We start from the raw sequence: 21,220 nt of genomic DNA, 5'->3' as shown, positions 1-21,220 counted from the left end.
TCCCGTTACCCCGCAAGAATGAGCGCGGGAGCCTCGATCAGCTTCTTGAGGTCCTGCGCGAAGCTGGCAGCATCCCAGCCATCTACCACGCGGTGATCGCAGGACATCGAGATATTCATGATCTTGCGCTTCTCGATGCGCTCCACGCCATCCGCACCCTTCACGAACATCGGTCGCTCGACGATGCGGTTCGGCCCGATGATCGCCACTTCGGGACGGTTGATGACCGGCGTGGTCGCCACCCCGCCCATCGGCCCGAGCGAGGTCACGGTGATCGTCGATCCCGAAAGCTCGGACGACCTGGCCGAACCGTCCCGCGCAGCCTGTGCCAGACGCCCGATCTCGGTGGCCAGTTGCCACAAGTTGCGGCCCTGCGCATCGCGGATCACCGGAACCATCAGCCCCGCCGGGGTCTGCGCCGCCATGCCCAGATGCACCGAGCCGTAGCGCGTCACCACGCCAGCCTCGTCATCATAATGCGCATTGAGCATCGGATACTTGGGCAGCAGCTTGCAGATCGCGGTGATGAGGAACGGCAGCATCGTCAGCTTCGGCCGGTCGCCCCGCCCTGCGTTAAGCTGCGCGCGGGTTTCCTCCAGTGCCGTGACGTCGAATTCCTCGACATAGGCGAAGTGGGGTATCTGGCGCTTCGACGCAGCCATATTCTCGGCGATGCGGCGGCGCAGGCCGATCACGCGCACCTGCTCGTCCTGCCCCTTGCGCCCGGCGGGCTGGAACCCGCCGGAAGCATTGTAGGACAGGAAGGCGTCGAGATCCGAATGACGCAGGCGGCCATCTTCGGCCGGGCGCACTTCACCCAGATCGATGCCGAGATCGGCTGCACGCTTTCGCACGGCCGGGCTGGCCATGACCTTGGCGTGGGGGGCAGTCGGTTTTGGCGTGGGCGTGGGTGCGCGGGATTCGACGGGCTCAGCCTGAGCGGGGGCCGGCTTTGGCGTGAGAGCTGTGGGGGCGGGGACAGGCTTCGCCTCCGGTGCCACCGCGCTTTCCACGCGCGCCACATCGCCAGCATCGGGCGTTTCCGCCTCGATCCGCTGCTCGACCACTTCGGCCTTCGGCGCAGGTGCACGGTCGACTTCGTTGCCAGCGCCCTCAACCTCGATCACCACCAGCGGCGAGCCGATAGCGATCACGTCGCCCGCTTCGCCCGCGACCTCCACGACCACGCCCGAAACCGGGCTCTCCATCTCGACCGTGGCCTTGTCGGTCATCATGTCGGCCAGGCGGCCGTCTTCCTCGACCGTATCGCCGACCTTGACGTGCCAGGCGACGATCTCGGCCTCTGCGATGCCTTCGCCGATGTCCGGCAGGCGGAATGTGAAACGACCCATCGGATCAATCCTTCATGAGCCGATCGACCGCCTCGCCAATGCGGACGGGACCGGGGAAATAGGCCCACTCGAGGCTGTGCGGATAAGGCGTGTCGAAACCGGTCACGCGCTCCACCGGGGCTTCGAGATGATAGAAGCAGCGCTCCTGCACGAGCGTGACGAGCTCGGCGCCGAAACCGGAAGTGCGGGTCGCCTCGTGTATCACCAGGCATTTCCCCGTCTTCTCCACCGACTTTTCCACAGTATCGATGTCCAGCGGGACGAGGCTGCGCAAGTCGATGATTTCAACGTCGACACCCTTCTCGGCCAGCACCGCCTCGGCAACGTGGACCATGGTGCCGTACGTCACGACCGTCAGCGCGGCACCTTCGCGCACCACACGCGCCTTGCCGAGCGGAATGCGGTAGTAACCCTCCGGAACCTGGCTACCCGGCAACCCCTTCCAGGGCCGCGAGGGTCGGTCGTAATAACCGTCGAACGGGCCGTTATAAATGCGCTTGGGCTCGAAGAAGATGACGGGATCGTTGTCCTCGATCGCCGCGATCAGCAGGCCCTTGGCATCGTGAGGCGTCGCCGGGATCACAGTCTTGAGACCGGCGACATGGGTAAACAAGGCCTCCGGGCTCTGGCTGTGGGTCTGGCCGCCGAAGATGCCGCCACCGAAGGGCGAACGCACCGTGATCGGCGCCACGAACTCGCCCGCCGAACGATAGCGCAGGCGCGCCGCTTCCGAGACGAGCTGGTCGAGGCCGGGATAGATATAGTCCGCGAACTGGATTTCCGGCACCGGGCGCAGGCCATAGGCCGCCATGCCCACGGCGGCGCCGATGATGCCGCACTCGTTGATCGGCGTGTCGAACACGCGGTTCTTGCCGAACTTCTTCTGAAGGCCCGCCGTCGCGCGGAACACGCCGCCGAAGTAGCCGACATCCTCGCCCATGATGACGACATCAGGATCGCGCGCCATCATGATGTCGAGCGCATCGTTGATCGCCTCGATCATGTTCATCGGACGGCTTGGCGCGTCGTGGAGGCTGACGGGGTTTTCCTCGATCATGGTCCTCACTCCTTCCACTCCGGCCATTTGGTCTGTCGCTCTCGGATCGCCTGTTCGGCCTGTTCCTGGAGATGCCAGGGCAGTTCCTCGAACACGTCCTCGAACATCGTATGGAACGGGTGATGAAGCCCATGCCCGAGGATGCCGTTCTTCTCGGCCTCCTTGGTGGCGACCTTGACCTGTTCGGCCAATTCACGGTCCATCGCCTCGTGCTGCTCCTCGGACCATTCGCCCAGCGCGATCAGGTGCTTCTTGAGCCGCGTGATCGGATCGCCGAGCGGCCAGTCCTCGGCCTCGCGCGCGGACCGATAGGCGCTGGGATCGTCCGAGGTGGAGTGACCTTCGGCGCGGTAGGTGAAGTGCTCGATCAGGGTCGGGCCCTTGTTGGCGCGGGCACGGTTCGCCGCCCATTCCATCGCCGCATAGACCGCCAGGATGTCGTTACCGTCGACACGCAGCCCGGCAATGCCGTAACCCGCCGCACGCGCTGCAAAAGTCGTGCGCTCGGCCCCGGCAAAGCCGGAGAAGCTGGAGATCGCCCACTGGTTGTTGACCACATTGAGCACGACCGGCGCGTTGTAGACCGCCGCGAAGGTCATCGCCGCGTGGAAATCGCCCTCGGCGCTGGAGCCTTCTCCCACAAAACTGGTGGCGATGCGGGTATCGCCCTTGATCGCGCTCGCCATCGCCCAGCCCACCGCCTGCGGGAACTGGGTGGCGAGATTGCCGGAAATCGAGAAGAATCCGTAGTCCTTGGCCGAATACATGATCGGCAACTGCCGCCCCTTCAGCGGGTCGGCGCGGTTCGAGTAGATCTGGTTGACCATCTCCACCAGCGGATAGCCGCGGGCGATCAGGATGCCCTGCTGGCGGTAGCTGGGGAACACCATGTCGTCCGCCGCAAGGGCGTGGGCACAGGCGATGGAGATAGCCTCCTCGCCGGTGGACTTCATGTAGAAGCTGGTCTTCCCCTGGCGCTGGCCGCGATACATGCGATCGTCGAAGGCGCGGGTGAGCGCCATCGTTGCCAGCATCCGGCGCAAGGTCTCGGGATCGAGGCCGGGATTCCACGGGCCGACGGCGCGATCGTCGTCACCGAGGACGCGGATCATGTCCAGCGTGAAAGGCCAGGTTTCCCGCGCCTCACAGGCCTCATCCGGCCGGGCCAGAAGGCCCGGTTCGGGGATTTCCAGGTGGGTGTAGTCGACCGTATCGCCGGGCCGATATCTCGGCTCGGGGACATAGAGATCGAGTGGCGGCAGATTACCGCGTGACTTGCCTGTACGAACCGGGCCTTCGGCCATTCTGGTTATCCTCTCCCGCCTTTCCGGGCCGTGAGAAGCCGAACCGCGCAAGGAAAAGGGACGAACCTGGCGCGTTTCAAAATTCCACGGTCAGGTCATAATATTTCAACCATCGGCAATGTCAATCCACACAGAAAGGCACCAGAACGACACCTAAACGGCCACAGAAGCGGCAATATGCGCTTGCGGCGCGTAGCCTTCGACCACGAAATCCTCGATCCGGTAATCGAAGATCGAATCGGGCTTTCGCGCGATATCGAGACGCGCTTCGCCTGCCGGCTGCCGCGCCAGTTGCTCTTCGACCAGCGCGGCGTGGTTGAGGTAGAGATGGACATCACCACCCATCCAAACTGCCTCGCCCGGCTCAAGGTTGCATTGCTGTGCGAACATCCGCGTCAGCAGCGCCAACGACCACATGTTGAAAGCAAAGCCGAGTCCGAGATCGCAGCTCCGCTGATAGAGCGCGCAGGACAGCCGGCCGTCGGCGACGTGGAACTGATAGCTCTTGTGGCACGGCGGCAGCGCCATCGAATCGAGTTCGGCCACGTTCCAGCCCTCGATGATGTGGCGGCGGCTGCCCGGATTGTTCCTGAGGCTCTCGATCACTTGCGCGACCTGGTTCACGCCTTCCGCGCGCTTGCGATAGAGGCCGCCCTCCGCCGCTTCGTAGACCGGCCAGTCCACCCACTGCTTGCCGTAGACCGGCCCGAGATCGCCCCACTCCTGCGCAAATCCGGCATCTTCCACGATCCGGCGGGAAAAATCGGCGCGGGAAATTTCCAGTCCGGTTTCGCGGCGATAGCGGTCCAGCGGCCAGTCGGTCCAGATTTCCACGCCTTGCGCGCAAAGCGGGCGAATATTGGTTTCCCCGGTCAGGAACCAGAGCAGCTCGCGCGTCGCCGTCTTCCAGTAGACCCGCTTGGTGGTGAGCAGCGGCATCGCGCCGCCAGAAAGATCGAATCGGATCGTCGCACCGAACACCGAGCGCGTGCCGATGCCGGTACGGTCCACCCGTTCGTCGCCCTCGTCCCAGATGCGGCGCATGAGGTCGAGATATTGCCACTCCCAGTGGCGGGCGGTGGTGGAGGCGGCGGAATCGGCAATGAGCGTTTCGGTCATGGCCCGAAACCTAGACCATCGCGCCCGCGAAGGAAAAGGGCGGCCACCCAACCACCCAGCAAAAGCGTGACAATCTTTTAAGCACGGACGGCCGCCGCCGTTAGCTAATGCTCTGCGCAAATGGGGTTTTACAGGGGGCTGTAAATGAACTGGCTGATTTCCGCCGCGCACTGGCTGCGCAAGCATGTTTCCGTGCCCGCCCGCTGCGCGCAATGCCCGCCGGGCGACATGTGCGAGGATTGCCTGGGCTTCTGGCAGGTGCGCTGAAAAAGGAAGCTTCGGTCGCTCCGCCGTTGCTCGTCCAGCGGCGGAACCATGGCATCGACGGAAACATGACCCAGACAGCAAAAAGCCCGGCGTAAAACGCCGGGCTTTTCGTTGGTCGGGGAAAGAGGATTCGAACCTCCGGCCCCTGCCTCCCGAAGACAGTGCTCTACCAGGCTGAGCTATTCCCCGACCGGGAGGGCGTTCCGAAGACCGCCCTGGGCAGGAGCGCGCCTATATAGGGCGACTCCGGGGGTGGCAAGAGGCCTTTCGGTTTTTTGTTGCCCCCGGCCCGACCACGCACCCCACCTCCCTCCCGGACGCCCCGGAAATCCTGACAATTTCCAGAGAAAACAAAGTTTTCCACAGGCCGAATTTCCGGTTTGAACCGGCATGCACCCCTCTTTGCAAAGCACATCGTGAACTGCGCCAGGCGCGGAAAACCGCCGGTCCACCCCTGCGAATCCGATCCTACCCCTTTCGGCCAGCACCCTTGCCCCGCCTCCCGCGCTCCGGCAAAACCTTCGCAGGGATGCGCCATGTAAGGGAATGCCGATGCGCCCTGCCTCTCTTCCTCGCCTTCTTTTCCTGCTTTCGGCCCCCACGCTGGCCGCCCTGCCCGGCATCGCCGCCGCATCGCGTCCGGCACCGGACACTCACCGGGCCACCGGCGCAGATAGTGCCGCAAGCCTGACGCCGATCACGCTCGCCCCCGGCGTCAACCCCATGCCCGACATTGCCGGAACCGATCAGGACGGTTCGATCGCGCAGCTCTGGCGGCAGAACAACAAGATCCGCGGCCAGCACGTCTTTCTCGTCAAGGTGGGAGATGCGTCAGCCACGCTCGAGGGGCGCGAATCCATCATCGATGCGCCCGACGTGGGAGACGACATGATCCGCTCTGTCCGTTTCGCTCGTGGCAACCACGAGGGCCGGACGACGCTTTACATGCTGATCGCCAGCCGCGACGTGGAGAAATCGCCCTACAAGGCTGCAACCACGCATATCCAGTCGTTCGCGCTGGTCAGGAACCACGAAGGCTTCGCGTTCACCCCTGTGCTCGCCTTCGTTCCCGCCGCGAAGTACTGCCATGCCGATGCCGCCCTGCTGGCGGAGCTGAACTTCCCACTCTCGCCCACTTACGCCGGCCGCGTCACGCCTACGGGATGCTAGGCGAAGGACGAATTCAAGGATCTGCAGCGGCGGCGGCTATCTGGAAAATTTGTCTGAAACCCGCCATTCCGGGCACGCCCATTGTTGCCATTTAGCGATACGCTTAATGGTGCTGAAAAACGGACATTCCACGCTTCTAATTGGCCAGATACTGTTCATTGCAATTTACGCGATAAAATTACCGACTATCTATGGCCCGCGATGTACGCTGCAGCTTTATCGGTCATGGACACCCTTATGGCTGACTGAATTTTTGGTGTATAATCGTTCAACCATTGCGCCATCGTTTTATCCAATTCTGGATTGAAAAAATTTAGCTTCTTGTACACGCCAGATGTTGAAAATTTTTGAAGCGCTTGGTCTACTGAAGGAGGGACCTTCGTTTGAGCGAGCGCGTTGCCCAAACGTGAAAAATCTCTTTCTGTAAGTTCTCCCTCACCAGCCTTTGCTTTCATATCATTCGTTCCTACCGGATCTCGCGGATCCCGAGTGATAGCAAGTGCTGCTGCGGCTGCTTGCTTTGCTGTGGGGCTACTATAAAATGCGATGAGTTCACGTAGTTCCGAAACTGTAAACGATCGCGCGAAGAGATCACGCTGGCGGCTTGCCAAGTCTTGACAGGCGTTATCGATTAAAGGCTCTACGGCTGCCATGCCCGCAGCTTTCATAGCGCCCGAAAGGCCGGGATAGGCTATTTCTGCGGCTGGTAAGTTAGGATCCCTCGCAAGGCCCTGATCGATAGAAGTTTCTGCACTATGGCGCGCATTCTGTCGCATCACATCCGGCGGCGAAACCACCGCGACAAGATTTGCCGCTAAGCTTTGCACTACGCTGGAATACGGCGCTTCGTTCGCAGCCGCCTCGACAACGCCTGAATTGCTCATTGTTACAAGCAGCGTGCCGGTAGCAATAGCTATGACGCGCATAGTTCTTCCGTACATATCGTCACCCCCTTGAAGCCTGTCATCTACACATTTTCATGATCTCGGCAAGAATAGGCGGCAGCTGCGACCCCAGGACAATCTCGACGGCCACTCCATCAGAGGAGCAGCGAAATGCAATGAGAAGCAGAGAAAACGGGTTGTGCTGAATTTACTATAGATCGCCTCCAAACCTGCCATTCCGCAAACCACCCCTTTTCCGCCGCTAATAAGTGTCTACCCCATAGCGGAAGTCGATTCATGCCGGATCACCCACCGCGCAGAAGCTGCACGCCCCAGTCGCGCTCGAACAGGTAGAGCAGCAGCCGTGCCGCCTCTCCGCGCGGTCCGGCGAGGCCGCCGTCGCGCTCGATCAGCAGGCGCGCATCGTCGTGAGCGAGCGGCAGCAGCTTGGTGATCTGTTCGAGGCTGGCGATGCGGAAAGGCGTGTCGCCCGATTGGCGGGTGCCGAGCAGTTCGCCGCCGCCGCGCAGTTCCAGATCTTCCTCGGCCAGCCGGAAACCGTCCTGCGTCTCGCGCATGAGGGCGAGGCGCTGGCGCGCGGTTTCGCTGAGTTGCTGGCCGCGCAGCAGCAGGCAGGTCGATTTCTCGCTGCCGCGCCCCACCCGGCCGCGCAACTGGTGAAGCTGGGCAAGGCCGAAGCGCTCGGCCTGCTCGATCACCATGAGCGTGGCATTGGGCACGTCCACACCGACCTCGATCACCGTCGTCGCCACCAGCACCGCCGCCTCACCGCTGGCGAAACGCTCCATGCCGGCGTCCTTGACCTCGGGCTTGAGCTGGCCGTGGACAAGTGCGACGCGGTCTCCGAAGCGTTCCTTCAGCGCCGCGTAGCGTGCCTCGGCCGCGGCGAGGTCGTCGTTCTCGCTTTCGCTGACCATCGGGCAGACCCAGTAGGCCTGCTGCCCGGTCTCGATATGGCGGGCGATGGCGCCGGCCACATCGTCCATGCGCTCGACCGAGACGACGCGGGTATCGATCGCCTGCCTGCCGGGCGGGAGTTCATCAAGCTTGGACACTTCCATCTCGCCGTACTGGGCCAGAGTCAGCGTGCGGGGGATCGGCGTGGCGGTCATCGCCAGGGTATGCGGCGTGCGCCGCCCCTTCCGCGCGAGCATGAGACGCTGGCCGACGCCGAAGCGATGCTGCTCGTCGATCACCACCAGCGCGAGATTGCGGTAGGAGACCGTATCCTGGAAGATCGCATGGGTGCCCACGACGACATCGATGGCGCCGCTCACCAGCCCCATCAGGATCGCCTCGCGGGCCTTGCCCTTGTCACGCCCGGTCAGCAGCGCGATCTCTACCCCGGTTCCCGCGAGCATCCGCGCCAGAGTCTCGTAATGCTGGCGGGCGAGAATCTCGGTCGGTGCCAGCAGCGCCGCCTGCGCGCCGGCTTCCACCGCGATCAGCATGGCATTGAGCGCCACCACCGTCTTGCCCGCGCCGACATCGCCCTGAAGCAGGCGCAGCATCGGCGCGTTCTGGCCGACGTCGCCCTCGATCTCGTCGATGGAACGCTTCTGCGCGCCGGTCAGCGCGAAAGGCAGCTTCAGTTTCGCCCGCAGCGAACCGTCGCCCTTCAGCGGCGTGCCCGATTGCTTGCGGTTGCTCTCGCGCACCAGCATCAGCGCCAGCGCGTTGGCGAGCAGTTCGTCATAAGCCAGCCGGTCCCGCGCCTGGGCATGGACGCCGCGGTGCACCTCGCGGACGGCCTCGTGCCAGACCGGCCACTTCATGCGGTCCACCAGGCTGGCCTCGGTCCATTCGGGCAGTTCCGGCAGGGCCTTGAACGCCTGCTGCACGAGCCCGGCGACGCGCCCCTGCGTCAGCCCTTCGGAAAGCGGGTAGATCGCCTCGCAAAGCTGGCCGACCGGGGCGGCGCTGTCCTCTGAGACATGCTCGGGATGGACCATCTGGAGCATCTGCCCGTACTGGTCGAGCCGCCCGGCCACCCAGCGGGTCTCGCCGATCGGAAGCTGCTTGCGGGCGGTGAAGGACGAGCGACCGAAATAAGTGAGCGTGCAGACGTTCCCGGCGGCATCCTCGGCCAGCACGCGAAACGGGCCGCGCCCGGCCGGCGCGCGGTGATCGCGCACGGTGAGTTGGACGATCACGTTCTCGCCCACGCTCGCCTCGTCCAGATCGGTGATCGCGCGGCGCTCCACGAAGCGGTCGGGCAAGTGGTAGATCAGGTCGCGGATACGGGTAAGCCCGAGTTTTTCCAGCGGACGCTTGAGCTTGGGGCCCACGCCATCAAGGGAATCAGTCTCGGTGAACAGGCAATTCAGTGCTTCGGGCCGCATGAGCAGCCTCTTAGCGCGAGAACGGCTCGTTTCGCCAGACCGGCGGGGAACGGATTTGCGGACAGCCACGTTGCCTTGGGTGTTCCCACCCCAGCATAGGAGAAATGCATGCTTCTTCCGCACGGAACCGTGTTCGCGATCGTCGATGGTGAAAACTTCGAGCTCTATCGCAACTCGGGACGCGAAGCCGCACCAAGGCTCACTTCGCTGGAGACGCCCGATCTGGAGGCGACCAACTTCAGCGCCGGTTTCCGCCGGCATGATGCGCAAAAGCGCCATCAGGCCCGCACCGGCGACGGCAGCAACGATGCCCTGGACGAAAGCGCCCATGCCGCCGCGGTGGCGGGCTGGCTCAACCAGCAGGTGCTGGAGCGCGAGATCGATCAACTGGTGATCGTTGCCGACCCGCGCTCGCTGGGCGAGATGCGGCGGCATTATCACAAGGAGCTGAAGGGCGCCCTCCTCACCGAAGTGCCCAAGACGATGACCGGGCGTCCGGGTGACGAGATCATCAAGGTGTTCCAGAGGTAGGCACCCAAAACTTGCTCATGACCGCGCCGTATCGTAACGGCGCGGTCATGACCGAACTCACATCCCAGGGGCAGGCCCGGCTGGCCCGCCTCAAGTTCCGCGCCTGGCATCGCGGCACGCGCGAGGCCGACTACATGATCGGCTGCTACTTCGACCGCTTCCACGCCGAATGGTCCGAAGCCGAGATCACCCTCTTCGAAACGATGATCGAGGAAGAGGATGTCGACATCATGGCATGGGCGCTCGGCACGCAGAGCATTCCCGAAGAATATCGCGGCCCGCTGCTCGACCGCATGATGAAGCTCGATTACGTCGAGATTCCGCGCTGATGCTGCGATTCCCCGACACGTTCGGGACTCTGCATGGGCGGAGAATGAAGCACACTCCCGAACCCGCTCAGCCCGAGCCTGTCGAAGGCCCCGCACGACAAGCATGATCGACCTCAATCGCATTCTCGCGGCGACCACGCCCCTTACGCTCTCGTCGGTAACGCGGGGTGCCCAGCCGCTGGTCATGGCCGACATAGCCCGGGCGGCGGACGCTTCCGCGAAAGCCGGCCGCGCGGTCTTCATTGCCGACAATGAAAGCGCCATGCGCGCCGTGGCGGATGCCGCCCAGTTCTTCGCGCCGGAACTGGATGTGGTCGAATTTCCCGCGTGGGACTGCCTTCCCTACGACCGCGCCAGCCCTGCCCTTTCGGTCAGCGCCCGCCGTCTGGCCGCGCTGCACCGGCTCCAGCTGAAGCGCACCGGCCCGCAGCTGCTGGTCACCACGGCCAATGCCGTGCTCCAGCGCGTGCTGACGCCGTTCCGCATCCGCGAATCGGTGCGGTTGCTGAAGCCGGGCCTCGATATCGGCCACGAAAGCCTGATCGCGCTGCTGCGCCGCCAGGGCTACCAGCGCAGCGACACCGCGATCGACGCGGGCGAATTCGCGGTGCGCGGGTCGATCTTCGATATCGTGCCTTCGGGGCTGAATTCCGAAAACGGTTCGGGCGGCCTGCGGCTGGATTTCTTCGGGGACGAGCTGGAAACGCTGCGCCTGTTCGACACCGGCACCCAGCGTTCCACCGGATCGGTGCCCGAACACCTGCTGCTCCCGGCAAGCGAGGCGCTGGTCGACGATGACAGCGTCAAGCGCTTCCGCAGCCGCTACCGCGAGATGTTCGGTGCCAATGCCACGGCGGACCCGCTCTATCAGGCGGTCAGCGACGGCCGCCGCCTTGCGGGCATGGAACACTGGCTGCCATTGTTCGAGGACCGGCTGGTCACGCTGTTCGATCACCTTTCGAACGACGACCTGCTGGTGATCGACAGTCCCGCGCTCGGCGCCGCGGACGAGCGTTTCACCGACATTGCGGACTATCACAAGGCCCGTCTCGAAACCTCGGGCCAGAAGGCGGGATCGTACCGCCCGCTGGCAACCGACGCGCTCTATCTCTCGCGCGAGGAATTCGAACAGGCGGTATCCGCCTTCCCGGTCCACCGCGCCGATCCTTTCGCGCAGCCGGAAAGCGCCAAGGTCATCGATTTCGGTTTCGGCAATGCCCGCGACTTCACGCCCGAGCGTGCGCGCGGCGACAATGCCTATGAAGCGGCGTCCAGGCATCTCCATGCCGTGGCGAAATCGGGCCGCAAGGCGATCCTCGCCGCCTATTCCACCGGCAGCCGCGCGCGTCTCGTCTCGATCCTTGGCGAGGCACAGGGCCCGGAACCCAAGCTGGCGGATACCTGGCAGGAAGCGCTTGGCCTTGCCGTGCAGGGCCGCAGCGCCGCGCTGGTGCTGCCGCTGGAAACCGGCTTCTCTAGCGATGCCGTCGAAGTCGTCACCGAGCAGGACATTCTCGGCGACCGTCTCGTGCGCCGCAAGAAGAAGCGCAAGGATTCCGACGCCTTTCTTGCCGAACTGGCGGCGCTGACGCCCGGCGACCTGATCGTCCACATGGACCACGGCATCGGCCGCTACGAAGGTCTCCAGTCGATCCCGGTCGGCAAGTCGCCCCATGACTGCGTGATGCTGACATATGCGGGCGGCGACAAGCTCTACATCCCGGTCGAGAATCTCGACGTGCTCTCGCGCTACGGCAGCGAGAGCGAAGGTGTCGCGCTGGACAAGCTGGGCGGCGAAGCCTGGCAGAAGCGCCGCGCAAGACTCAAGGAACGCATCCGCGAGATCGCGGGCGAACTGATGAAGACCGCCGCCGAGCGCGCCTTGCGCGTCGCTCCGGCGCTGCTGCCCGAAAAGTCCTCCTACGACCAGTTCGTGGACCGCTTCCCCTGGCAGGAAACCGAGGACCAGGAACACGCCATCGACGACGTGCTGGGCGATCTGGCCGAGGGCAAGCCGATGGACCGCCTGGTCTGCGGCGATGTCGGCTTCGGCAAGACCGAGGTGGCCCTGCGCGCGGCCTTCGTGGCCGCCATGGCCGGCCAGCAGGTTGCCGTGGTCGCGCCGACCACCCTGCTCGCGCGCCAGCACTATTCCGGTTTCGCCGAACGCTTCGCGGGCTTCCCGCTCGAAGTAGGCCGCCTTTCGCGCCTCGTGCCCGAAAAGGAAGCCAAGGCAACCCGCGACGGGCTGACCGCAGGGACCATGGACGTGGTCTGCGGCACCCATGCGATCCTCTCGAAATCGGTGAACTTCAAGCGCCTCGGCCTTGTCATCGTCGACGAGGAGCAGCGTTTCGGCGTCAATCACAAGGAGCGCCTCAAGCAGCTGCGCGCAGACGTTCACGTCCTCACCCTCACCGCCACGCCGATCCCGCGCACGCTGCAGATGGCGATGTCGGGCCTGCGCGAACTCTCGACCATCCAGACCCCGCCGGTGGACCGCCTCGCGGTGCGGACCTACGTGATGGAATGGGACGACATGGTGATGCGCGAAGCCCTGCTGCGCGAACACCATCGCGGCGGCCAGAGCTTCATCGTCGTGCCGCGCATCACCGACATGGCCGAAGTCGAGGAATGGCTGGCCAAGCACGTCCCCGAGGTAAAGGCCATATCCGCCCACGGCCAGATGAGCGCCGGCGAGGTGGAAGAGCGCATGAGCGCCTTCTACGAAGGCAAGTACGAAGTCCTGCTGTCGACCACCATCGTCGAAAGCGGGATCGACATTCCGCGTGCCAACACCATCATCATCCACCGCGCCGACCGCTTCGGCCTGGCCCAGCTCTACCAGCTGCGCGGCCGGGTGGGCCGGTCCAAGCTGCGCGCCTACGCCTATCTCACCACGCCCGCAGGCCGCGCGCTCTCGGAAGTGGCGGAGAAGCGCCTCAAGGTGCTGAGCGACCTCGATTCGCTGGGCGCGGGCTTCCAGCTTGCCAGCCACGATCTCGACATTCGCGGCGCGGGCAACCTGCTGGGCGACGAACAGTCCGGCCATATCCGCGAAGTCGGCTTCGAACTCTACCAGTCGATGCTGGAGGACGCGATCCTTGCCGCCCGCGCGGGCGGCGTGGGGCTGGAGAAGGACACTTCGGGGCTGTCTCCGCAGATCACGGTCGAAGCGCCGATCATGATCCCGGAGGAATACGTTCCCGACCTTGCGGTGCGCATGGCGCTCTATCGCCGCCTCAACGATGCCGAGGGCAAGGACGAGATCGAATCGCTCTCGGCCGAGATGATCGACCGTTTCGGCCCGCTACCCTCCGCCACGTCGAACCTCGTGAAGCTCATCCAGATCAAGCGGCAGGCGATCGAGGCGCATATCGCCAAGATCGACGTCGGCCCGCGCGGCACGCTGGTCAGCTTCCACAACGACAGCTTCCCCAACCCGATGGGCCTCATCGCCTATGCCGAGCGCCTTCAGGGAACGGTGAAGCTGCGGCCGGACAACAAGCTGGTGGTGCAGCGCGCATGGGGCGATCCCAAGTCCCGCCTCAACGGGCTGCTGCAACTGACGAAGGGCCTCGCCTCCATCGCGCGCAAGGCCTGAGCCTCAGGCGCCCGGTATACGATTTTCGGGAAAACCGGCGTTTTCCCTGCGGCGAAGCCTTGCCCGCGTGAGGCGAGCCGTTAGGAAAAGCAGCTCGGTTCGCGAAAAAACAAAGGAATTTCGATGAGGCTTCCCTCGCCCCTGGCCCCCGCAACCCTCGCTTTCGCTTCGCTGATCGCGCTGGCCCAGCCGGCGCTGGCCCAGAAGTCCGACGCTCCCGACGCTGCCAAGCAGCACGCCGAGAAGACCGCCGAAGCGGTGGCCGCGAACTGGGCCAGCGCCCCGGTCGAAGAAGTGACGAAGACCAGCAAGGGCACCGCCCGGGTCGACGGCAAGGCGATCGCCTATACCGCCACCGCTGGCACCCTCACCATCCGCGACGCGCAGGGCAAGCCCACCGCGAGCGTGTTCTACACCGCCTATACCGCGCCGGGCAAAAACCGCCCCGTCACCTTCTTCTACAACGGCGGCCCCGGCTCGGCGAGCCTCTGGCTGCGCATGGGCAGCTTCGCGCCCGACCATGTGCGCACCGGCAACCCCGAAGCCGTCCGCCCCGCGCCCTTCGACGTCGGCCCCAATCCCGACAGCCTGATCGGCAGCACCGACATGGTCTTCCTCGACGCGGTGGGCGCCGGCTATTCGCGCGCCCTGGGCGATGCCAAGCCTGCCGATTTCTACGGTGTGGACCAGGACGTGGATGCCTTCGCCAAGGCGATCATCCGCTACACCACCAAGAACGCGCGCTGGGGCAGCCCCAAGTACATCTTCGGCGAAAGCTACGGCACGACCCGCTCGGGCGCGCTGGCCTACCAGCTTGAGGATCGCGGCATGGCGCTGAACGGCGTGGTGCTACTTTCGTCGATCATGAACTACGGCATCCGCCAGAGCGGCTTCGACAATATCTACGTCGGCTACCTGCCCACCTATGCCGCCGTCGCCTGGTATCACGGCCGCGTGGCGGATCGTCCGGCGACCGTGGACGAGTTCGTCGAACAGTCCCGCCAGTTCGCCAACGGCGCCTATGCCGCCGCGCTCGCCAAGGGCCAGGACATCACCCCGGAAGAGGAAGACGCCGTAGCCCGCCAGCTCAGCCGCTTCACCGGCCTTTCGGTGGACTATGTGAAGCAGGCGAACCTGCGCGTCGATCTCGGCCGTTTCCGCAAGGAACTGCTGCGCGGCGGGCGCGAGACGGTGGGTCGCTTCGACGGCCGCTACAAGGGTCTCGATGCCGATGCGGCCGGTGAAAGCCCCGAGTACGACCCTTCGGACACCGCGATCAGCGGCCTCTATGTCGGCAGCTTCCTTGACCAGCTGACCACCACGCTCGGCTACAAGACCGATCTCGACTACCGCCTGAGCGCGCGCGAGGGCGGCCCGGTGGACTGGGACTGGACGCATGAGCCGCCCGCCGGACGCAAACAGAACGTCGCCGACGTGACCGCAGACCTCAGCACCGCGATGCGCATCAACCCGCACCTGCGCGTGCTTTCGCTCAACGGCTACTACGACATGGCAACGCCGTTCTTCTCGACCGAGCGCGACCTCAAGCACATGATGCTGGCGCCGGCGCTGCGCCAGAACCTGCAGTTCAAGTACTATCCGGCAGGCCACATGGTCTATCTGAACCCCGAGGCGCTGCACCAGATGCGCCTCGACATGGAGCGCTACTACGCCGAGGGCGCGCGCTGACATCCTCTTGCGGGGCGGCGACGATCCGCCGCCCCGCTCTCCCCCCGATTTCCCTCCATCCCGAACGCCGCGGCGGTGACTGGCGCATGGAGGATTGCCCCCGCCCGCATCGCCCGCTACCAGCGCTTCCGCCCGGATTCGTCTGACGAGCCGGGCGAATGATCGCGTCGGTGCCTCGAAAGAGGCTTAATAGGGAACGCGGTGAGAGGGCTTTGCCGCCTTCGAATCCGAGGCTGTCCCTGCAACTGTAAGCGGCGAGCGCGATGTACATCACGCGGCGGGCAAGGCGCCCATGCCGCAGCCACTGGGCCGGACGCTAAATCCTGCGAGGCCTGGGAAGGCCGTGCATCAAGCGATGACCCGTGAGCCAGGAGACCTGCCGGCGTCCGGTCGCTCTTGCTTTGGTCCAGGGGATGGCCGGGGCACGGTGATTTCTCCGTCTGAGCGACGAACGAGCGGCAGGGGCCGCACGGTGCGCTGAACGGTCGCCTTTCCATGGGCGCCCGGCCGGTCGGTGCGCCGGCCGTTCGCAAACGGCAGTCCCCTGCTTCGGATCGCTGGCGCCCGGCAGGGGAATGAAGATGAATTTCGCAAAGGTTTCGCACGCGGCGCTTGCCGCGGCGCTGGCGCTCGCCTGGAGCACGCCGGTTTTCGCCGGGGAACGCGCCGACGGCGACGGCGAGGACGGCGCCATCGTCGTCACCGGCCAGAGCCTTGAGGAAACGCTGCCGCAGGAACTTTCCCGCTACGGCAACGACATGGCCGTCGTGGAGGGCAGGCAGATTCGCGACAGCGGCGCAGTGGACGTGGTGAAAGCGCTCGATTCGGTGCCCGGCCTCTACATTCGCGGCCGCAACGGGCCGTTCACTTACGTCGATGTCTCGCTGCAGGGTTCGCGCACGCAGGACGTGCTCTGGACGATGGACGGCATCCGGCTGAACAACCGGCTCTACGGCAGTACCTCGCCCAACGACACCCTGCCCGCCAGCATGATCGAGCGGATCGAGGTGCTGCGCGGCGGCGAGAGCCTGTTCTACGGCACCCAGGCCTCGGCCGGGATCATCAACGTGGTGACGCGCGGCTTCACGGACGACTTCAACGGGCAGGTCAACGCCTCGGTCGATTCGTGGGGCGGCACCAGCTTCGACGGCTACCTGCGCGGCGCGGCGGGCGGGCATCGGTTCGTGGCCTATGCCTCGCGCAACCGCTCCGAGGGATACATGCCCTACAGCGCCTACCAGCCCAGCCTTACCGATCGCCGGCTCGGCTACGACTTGTGGTCCGCAGGCCTCAAGTACCAGTACGACCTCGCCCCCGATCTCGCGCTCAATCTCCAGTACCAACACACCGAGGCGAAGCTCGACAACCTTTCGCCCACCCGCATCCGCGAGAGCCGGAACGACCGCAACGAGGAGATCGCCAGCGCCCGGCTGGACTATACCGGCAGCGACACCGTGCAGTTCTTCCTCAAGGGCTATTTCCACGACTGGAAGACCGCCTACATCCAGATCCGCAACTCGCTTCCCGATCACGATCCGCAAGTGATCTACCCGGCAGGCACGTTCTGGGGCTACCGCGACTGGGGCGGTAGCGCGGTGGTCAAGCTGCATCCGCACCGGGGTTTGGAGTACCTGCTGGGCTACGACTTCCAGAACTTCTCCGGCCGGGACGACGTGCTGCTGATCGCGCCGACCAGCGAACAGGTCCACGCCGCCATCGCGCAGATCCGCACGACCGACGAGATATCCTCGAAGGGCCGGATCGCCGCCGGGCTGCGGCATAACCGCACGGACGGCGCAAGGAAGACGATCTGGAACGTCTCGGGCCGCTACGATTTTGCCGAAGCGCTTTATGTGGAGGCGAATGGCGGCACCTCGTTCGTCCTGCCCGACGCCTCCCAGCTCTACGGCAACGACCCCTGCTGCGAAACCGGCAACCCGAACCTCAAGCCCGAGCACAGCGTGAATCTCAACGCATCGCTGGGCGGCGCGGCGACCCTGCCGGGTGTCCGCTTCGGCTGGAAGGCGACCTACTTCAACCGCAGCATCACCGACCTCATCGATTCGACTTACGACGATCCGGCCTATCCCAACGGCACCTACATCAACGTGCGCGACAAGGTCCGTTCGCAAGGGGCCGAAGCGGAAGTGACGGCGCAGCTGGAAAGCGGCTGGAGCCTCGCGGCAAGCTACACTCATGCCCGCGTCCGCAATGAGGGCAGTTCGGTCCAGCGGGACCGCAATCCCGCGCAATATGCCAAGGGAACGCTGGCCTATTCCCCGGAAGACCGGCCATTCGGCGCCAACCTGGCGGTCAACTGGATCGGCGATGTCTGGTCCACCGCATCGGGCTTCGGGCGGATGAACTACGGCAACTACGTACTCGTCGATCTCGGCGGCCACTTCTACGTCGACGGCGAGGCGCGCCGGAATCGCTTCGGCGTCAATGTCGAGAACCTGTTCGACAAGGCCTATGCCACGCGCGGCTATGCCTCCGCCGTCACCGATGCCGGCACGCTTGACGGGAGCAACAGCCGCTTCCTTTACTTCAACCGTGGTGTGCCGCGCACGCTGCGGGTGAGCTACGGGTTGAGCTTCTAGGCCATGCCCCGCGCTGTCCTGATCGCGCATCGCTGGCTCGGCGTCTTCGTCGGCCTGCTGATGACGCTGTGGTGCCTGTCCGGCTTCGTGATGATCTACGTGGATTATCCGAGGCTCGAACCCGGAGCGCAGGTGCGGGGGCTCGCGCCCCTGCGCCTGCCGGCGCAGGCCGCCTTGGGAGCGGTGGATATTCCCGCAGACCTCCCGATAACTTCGGCGCGCGTGGAAATGCGCGCCGGTCGCCCGGTGCTGCGCGTGGTTCCGGCCGCATCGGCGGCTCGCCCGATCCCGCAGATGAGAACCACGCCCGCCGCCTTCGACCTGGAAACCGGCCGCCCGCTCGGGCCGCCCTCGCCTACCGAATTGCGCCGGATCGCCGCCGACTTCGCGAAAGGCCACGGGATCGCCTCGTCCGCCCAGCCCCCGACCGAAACCGGGATGGACCAGTGGACCGTCCAGACCTATCGCCGCAACGCCCCGCTCTACCGCGCCGATTATGGCGATCCGGCCGGAACCGAAATCTACATCTCCGGCACATCGGGCGAAGTGGTGCAGCGGACCACGCGGTTCCAGCGGTTCTGGGGCTGGCTGGGCGCGGTGCCGCACTGGCTCTATCCCACGATCCTGCGGCAGGACGGCGCCTTGTGGAGCCAGGTCGTGATATGGACCTCGCTGGCCGGATGCTTTCTCACCATGACCGGCATCTGGGCCGGTATCGTGCGCGTGCGGCGGCGGCGAGACGGCACGATCGGATCGCCCTACAAGGGCCTGTGGTGGTGGCACCACGTGTTCGGGCTGTTCTTCGGCCTGCTGACGCTGACATGGGCGGCGAGCGGACTGCTATCCATGAACCCATGGGGCCTGCTCGACAGCATGGGCGGCTTCGCAGAGCGCCAGCGTCTTGCCGGCACGCCGCGCTGGAGCGAGATGCGCGGCGCCCTTTCCGCCGCTACGAAGGTCTCACAACCACTGGCCGGTACCGCGGTGCGGATCGAGACCGCGCCGCTCGGCGGGCGCATGTTCCTCCTCGCGGTGAACGCCGATGGCGAGACCCGCCGCTTCGACGCGAAGGGAACTGCCGCGCCCCTGCGCGAGCAGGAACTGCGCGCGGCGCTGGCGGGCACGCCGCAGCTCGCCTCGCTGGACCTGCTGGCTGAGGAGGACGCCTACTATTACGGCCGCAAGTCCCCCGCCCGCCTGCCGGTCTGGCGTGCGGTGCTGAAGGACGGCGAACAGACGCGGCTCTACATCGATGCCGCCTCCGGCCAGTTGCTGCGCGCTTTCGATCGCAACGGGCGCAGCTACCGCTGGCTCCAGGACGGCTTGCACAGCCTGGACTTCCCGGTGCTGCGCAAGCGTCCCTGGTGGGATCTCGTGGTGCTTCCCCTGCTGGCCGCCGTCACTCTCGTCTGCGCGACGGGGACGTGGATGGCATGGAACAAGGTCCGTCGCGACTGGCGCCGCTGGCGCCGGCGCAGACGCCCCGCCGGATCTCGCTAGGCTTCCACCCGGGCGAGCTTGGCGAACATCGCCGTCGACATCGGCTGCGCGCGCAGGAACCCCTGATAATAGGCGCAATGCTCACGGGCGACGACCTTGCGCTGGGCCTCTTCCTCGATACCCTCGGCGATCACTTCGAGGTCCAGCGCCTTCGCCATGGCGACGATGGCGCGCAGCACCGCCACGTCGCGCTTGTCGGTGGTGATGCCGTCGATCATCGCGCGGTCCAGCTTGAGATAGTGGATCGGCAAGACCTTGAGATAGCGGAAATTGCAGAAACCGGCGCCGAAATCGTCAAGCGCGATGCGGATACCCTGCGAGGAGAATTCCGCCATCATCTGCGCCGTCTGGGTAACGTCGGCGATCAGGGACTGTTCGGTGATCTCCAGCGTCAGCCGCCGGGGGGGGAAACCGCTTTCGCGGATCAGGTCCAGCATCTGGCGAACGTAGGTGCCGAAGGCGAGGTCGGCCGGGGTGACATTGATCGAGAGGCGCAGGTTCCCCGGCCAGCCCCCTGCCGCCGCCAGAGCCTTGGCCGCGATATGGCGCGAAAGCGGTCCGATATGGTCCGCCCGCTCGGCAATGGCGAAGAGCGCACCGGCACCGATGCGGCCGAGTTGGGGGTGATTCCAGCGGGCCAGGGCTTCGGCCCCGGTCAACGAATCGTCGATGAGGCTGAACTGGGGCTGGAACAGGATCTCGATCTCGTCCCGGTCGATCGCGCCGAGCAGGTCCGCTTCGAGCTGCGCCGCCGAACGGCCCGGCGGCGTCACTTCGCCATCCGCCCAGCCCAGCCGCGTGGCGGTCTGGTCCTGCGCATCGTGAAGCGCGTGGCCAAGCCGGTCGAGCATCGAATCGACGCTTTCCTCCGTAAGCGCGCGGATCAGCGCGATACGGGGCGAGAGGCGCAGCACGCCGGTCGGCAGCGCGATCGGCCGGGCGATGGCATCGGCAAGCTGGTCCGCCACCAGTTGCCAGCGTTCCCGGCTGCACGCCTCGTTGGCGACGAGCACGAAGGAACCGCCGCCCGCCCGCGCCAGCAGCCACGGGCCGTCCAGTTCCTCACCCGCGAAATGGGCCACGCGGTTGGCCACTTCCTCAAGCGCGCCGTCACCGGCCGTTTCGCCATAGGCCATGTTGATGGCGTCGAGCCGGCGCAGGGCCAGCAGCATGGCGTGGACGTGAGCATGTTGCGGCGCGCTTTCGGCATCGGCGCGCCATGCGTCGATCCGTTCGCGCACGGCATCGAGCCCGGGAATTCCGGTCAGCCTGTCCTCGAGCCTGCGGGCATGGCGCTGCGGCCGCCCCTTGCGTCTTTCAACCATCGCCCCCGCTATAGCCAAAGCCCTTGCCAAACGATGCAAAATTCGAAAGGTCCGCAGCGTGAAAAACCGCATGAAAATGGGACAGGTGCCCGCAATCCGGGCCTTGACCGATCCCGCCGGACGAAA

General features: G+C 65.2%; 15 protein-coding genes, 1 tRNA gene and 1 riboswitch. Of the genes, 8 read left to right on the top strand and 8 right to left on the bottom strand.

Annotated elements, in window-relative coordinates:
* Positions 1–5 precede the first annotated feature (5 nt).
* The 4 genes from ACLIMP_RS09405 to thyA form a co-directional block, all read right to left on the bottom strand.
* Positions 6–1,352 carry a dihydrolipoamide acetyltransferase family protein gene (locus ACLIMP_RS09405; RefSeq protein ID WP_443477802.1) on the bottom strand — a complete coding sequence of 449 codons (1,347 nt, stop codon included), beginning with the start codon at positions 1,350–1,352 and terminating at the stop codon, positions 6–8.
* A gap of 4 nt (positions 1,353–1,356) precedes the next feature.
* Positions 1,357–2,409 (bottom strand): alpha-ketoacid dehydrogenase subunit beta, encoded by a 1,053-nt coding sequence (locus tag ACLIMP_RS09400; RefSeq protein WP_443477801.1) that lies wholly within the window; start codon positions 2,407–2,409, stop codon positions 1,357–1,359.
* A 5-nt stretch (positions 2,410–2,414) separates the two neighbouring features.
* A complete protein-coding gene (locus tag ACLIMP_RS09395) occupies positions 2,415–3,713 on the bottom strand; it encodes a thiamine pyrophosphate-dependent enzyme (RefSeq protein ID WP_054435922.1) in 1,299 nt (432 codons plus the stop codon).
* Positions 3,714–3,866: 153 nt separating this feature from the next.
* Complete coding sequence (gene thyA / locus ACLIMP_RS09390) at positions 3,867–4,832, bottom strand: thymidylate synthase (RefSeq protein WP_324698992.1); 966 nt, start codon at positions 4,830–4,832, stop codon at positions 3,867–3,869.
* A gap of 144 nt (positions 4,833–4,976) precedes the next feature.
* Between thyA and ACLIMP_RS09385 the strand changes: the two genes are divergently transcribed.
* Complete coding sequence (locus tag ACLIMP_RS09385; RefSeq protein WP_255351613.1) at positions 4,977–5,099, top strand: hypothetical protein; 123 nt, start codon at positions 4,977–4,979, stop codon at positions 5,097–5,099.
* Between the two features lie 112 nt (positions 5,100–5,211).
* Here the strand turns inward: ACLIMP_RS09385 and ACLIMP_RS09380 are convergent.
* Positions 5,212–5,288: transfer RNA gene (locus ACLIMP_RS09380), tRNA-Pro, on the bottom strand.
* A 363-nt stretch (positions 5,289–5,651) separates the two neighbouring features.
* On the opposite strand from ACLIMP_RS09380, the gene ACLIMP_RS09375 reads away from it, so the two are divergent.
* On the top strand, positions 5,652–6,269 hold the full coding sequence (locus ACLIMP_RS09375) for a hypothetical protein (protein ID WP_324698991.1): 618 nt from the start codon (positions 5,652–5,654) through the stop codon (positions 6,267–6,269).
* 185 nt (positions 6,270–6,454) lie between these two features.
* Here the strand turns inward: ACLIMP_RS09375 and ACLIMP_RS09370 are convergent, their stop codons facing one another.
* Positions 6,455–7,195 carry a DUF2059 domain-containing protein gene (locus ACLIMP_RS09370; protein ID WP_324698990.1) on the bottom strand — a complete coding sequence of 247 codons (741 nt, stop codon included), beginning with the start codon at positions 7,193–7,195 and terminating at the stop codon, positions 6,455–6,457.
* Between the two features lie 263 nt (positions 7,196–7,458).
* The gene (gene recG / locus ACLIMP_RS09365) at positions 7,459–9,516 is read right to left on the bottom strand and encodes an ATP-dependent DNA helicase RecG (protein WP_324698989.1); all 2,058 of its coding nucleotides are present in this window, start codon (positions 9,514–9,516) and stop codon (positions 7,459–7,461) included.
* A 108-nt stretch (positions 9,517–9,624) separates the two neighbouring features.
* Here recG and ACLIMP_RS09360 point away from each other — a divergent pair, with 108 nt between their 5' ends.
* The 6 genes from ACLIMP_RS09360 (at position 9,625) to ACLIMP_RS09335 (ending at position 19,769) form a co-directional block, all read left to right on the top strand.
* Entirely contained in the window at positions 9,625–10,047 is a 423-nt protein-coding gene (locus ACLIMP_RS09360; RefSeq protein WP_185997616.1) for a host attachment protein, read from the top strand.
* A 17-nt stretch (positions 10,048–10,064) separates the two neighbouring features.
* Positions 10,065–10,376, top strand: coding sequence for an FAD assembly factor SdhE (locus ACLIMP_RS09355; RefSeq protein ID WP_443477800.1), 312 nt, complete (start codon positions 10,065–10,067; stop codon positions 10,374–10,376).
* A gap of 103 nt (positions 10,377–10,479) precedes the next feature.
* Positions 10,480–13,980, top strand: coding sequence for a transcription-repair coupling factor (mfd, locus tag ACLIMP_RS09350; protein WP_443477799.1), 3,501 nt, complete (start codon positions 10,480–10,482; stop codon positions 13,978–13,980).
* A 123-nt stretch (positions 13,981–14,103) separates the two neighbouring features.
* The gene (locus ACLIMP_RS09345) at positions 14,104–15,669 is read left to right on the top strand and encodes a S10 family peptidase (RefSeq protein WP_054435845.1); all 1,566 of its coding nucleotides are present in this window, start codon (positions 14,104–14,106) and stop codon (positions 15,667–15,669) included.
* Between the two features lie 153 nt (positions 15,670–15,822).
* Positions 15,823–16,067, top strand: a riboswitch (cobalamin riboswitch).
* A 183-nt stretch (positions 16,068–16,250) separates the two neighbouring features.
* Complete coding sequence (locus ACLIMP_RS09340; protein WP_324698987.1) at positions 16,251–18,269, top strand: TonB-dependent receptor plug domain-containing protein; 2,019 nt, start codon at positions 16,251–16,253, stop codon at positions 18,267–18,269.
* Between the two features lie 3 nt (positions 18,270–18,272).
* A complete protein-coding gene (locus ACLIMP_RS09335; RefSeq protein WP_324698986.1) occupies positions 18,273–19,769 on the top strand; it encodes a peptidase in 1,497 nt (498 codons plus the stop codon).
* On the opposite strand, the gene ACLIMP_RS09330 is transcribed toward ACLIMP_RS09335, so the two are convergent.
* On the bottom strand, positions 19,766–21,094 hold the full coding sequence (locus tag ACLIMP_RS09330; protein WP_054435847.1) for a bifunctional diguanylate cyclase/phosphodiesterase: 1,329 nt from the start codon (positions 21,092–21,094) through the stop codon (positions 19,766–19,768). The genes ACLIMP_RS09335 and ACLIMP_RS09330 overlap by 4 nt on opposite strands.
* Between the last annotated feature and the right edge of the window lie 126 nt (positions 21,095–21,220).

The organism is Novosphingobium aeonii, assembly GCF_052279045.1.
Lineage (GTDB): Bacteria > Pseudomonadota > Alphaproteobacteria > Sphingomonadales > Sphingomonadaceae > Novosphingobium.
The sequence above is the reverse complement of the archived record's forward strand: the minus strand, read 5'-3'. Positions and strand labels throughout refer to the sequence as shown.

Bases quoted from the DNA above. Each gene is read 5' to 3' on its own strand.
- ACLIMP_RS09405 (WP_443477802.1), bottom strand. From the start codon at position 1,352: ATGGGTCGTTTCACATTCCGCCTGCCGGACATCGGCGAAGGCATCGCA.
- ACLIMP_RS09400 (WP_443477801.1), bottom strand. From the start codon at position 2,409: ATGATCGAGGAAAACCCCGTCAGCCTCCACGACGCGCCAAGCCGTCCG.
- ACLIMP_RS09395 (WP_054435922.1), bottom strand. From the start codon at position 3,713: ATGGCCGAAGGCCCGGTTCGTACAGGCAAGTCACGCGGTAATCTGCCG.
- thyA (WP_324698992.1), bottom strand. From the start codon at position 4,832: ATGACCGAAACGCTCATTGCCGATTCCGCCGCCTCCACCACCGCCCGC.
- ACLIMP_RS09385 (WP_255351613.1), top strand. From the start codon at position 4,977: ATGAACTGGCTGATTTCCGCCGCGCACTGGCTGCGCAAGCATGTTTCC.
- ACLIMP_RS09375 (WP_324698991.1), top strand. From the start codon at position 5,652: ATGCGCCCTGCCTCTCTTCCTCGCCTTCTTTTCCTGCTTTCGGCCCCC.
- ACLIMP_RS09370 (WP_324698990.1), bottom strand. From the start codon at position 7,195: ATGCGCGTCATAGCTATTGCTACCGGCACGCTGCTTGTAACAATGAGC.
- recG (WP_324698989.1), bottom strand. From the start codon at position 9,516: ATGCGGCCCGAAGCACTGAATTGCCTGTTCACCGAGACTGATTCCCTT.
- ACLIMP_RS09360 (WP_185997616.1), top strand. From the start codon at position 9,625: ATGCTTCTTCCGCACGGAACCGTGTTCGCGATCGTCGATGGTGAAAAC.
- ACLIMP_RS09355 (WP_443477800.1), top strand. From the start codon at position 10,065: ATGACCGCGCCGTATCGTAACGGCGCGGTCATGACCGAACTCACATCC.
- mfd (WP_443477799.1), top strand. From the start codon at position 10,480: ATGATCGACCTCAATCGCATTCTCGCGGCGACCACGCCCCTTACGCTC.
- ACLIMP_RS09345 (WP_054435845.1), top strand. From the start codon at position 14,104: ATGAGGCTTCCCTCGCCCCTGGCCCCCGCAACCCTCGCTTTCGCTTCG.
- ACLIMP_RS09340 (WP_324698987.1), top strand. From the start codon at position 16,251: ATGAATTTCGCAAAGGTTTCGCACGCGGCGCTTGCCGCGGCGCTGGCG.
- ACLIMP_RS09335 (WP_324698986.1), top strand. From the start codon at position 18,273: ATGCCCCGCGCTGTCCTGATCGCGCATCGCTGGCTCGGCGTCTTCGTC.
- ACLIMP_RS09330 (WP_054435847.1), bottom strand. From the start codon at position 21,094: ATGGTTGAAAGACGCAAGGGGCGGCCGCAGCGCCATGCCCGCAGGCTC.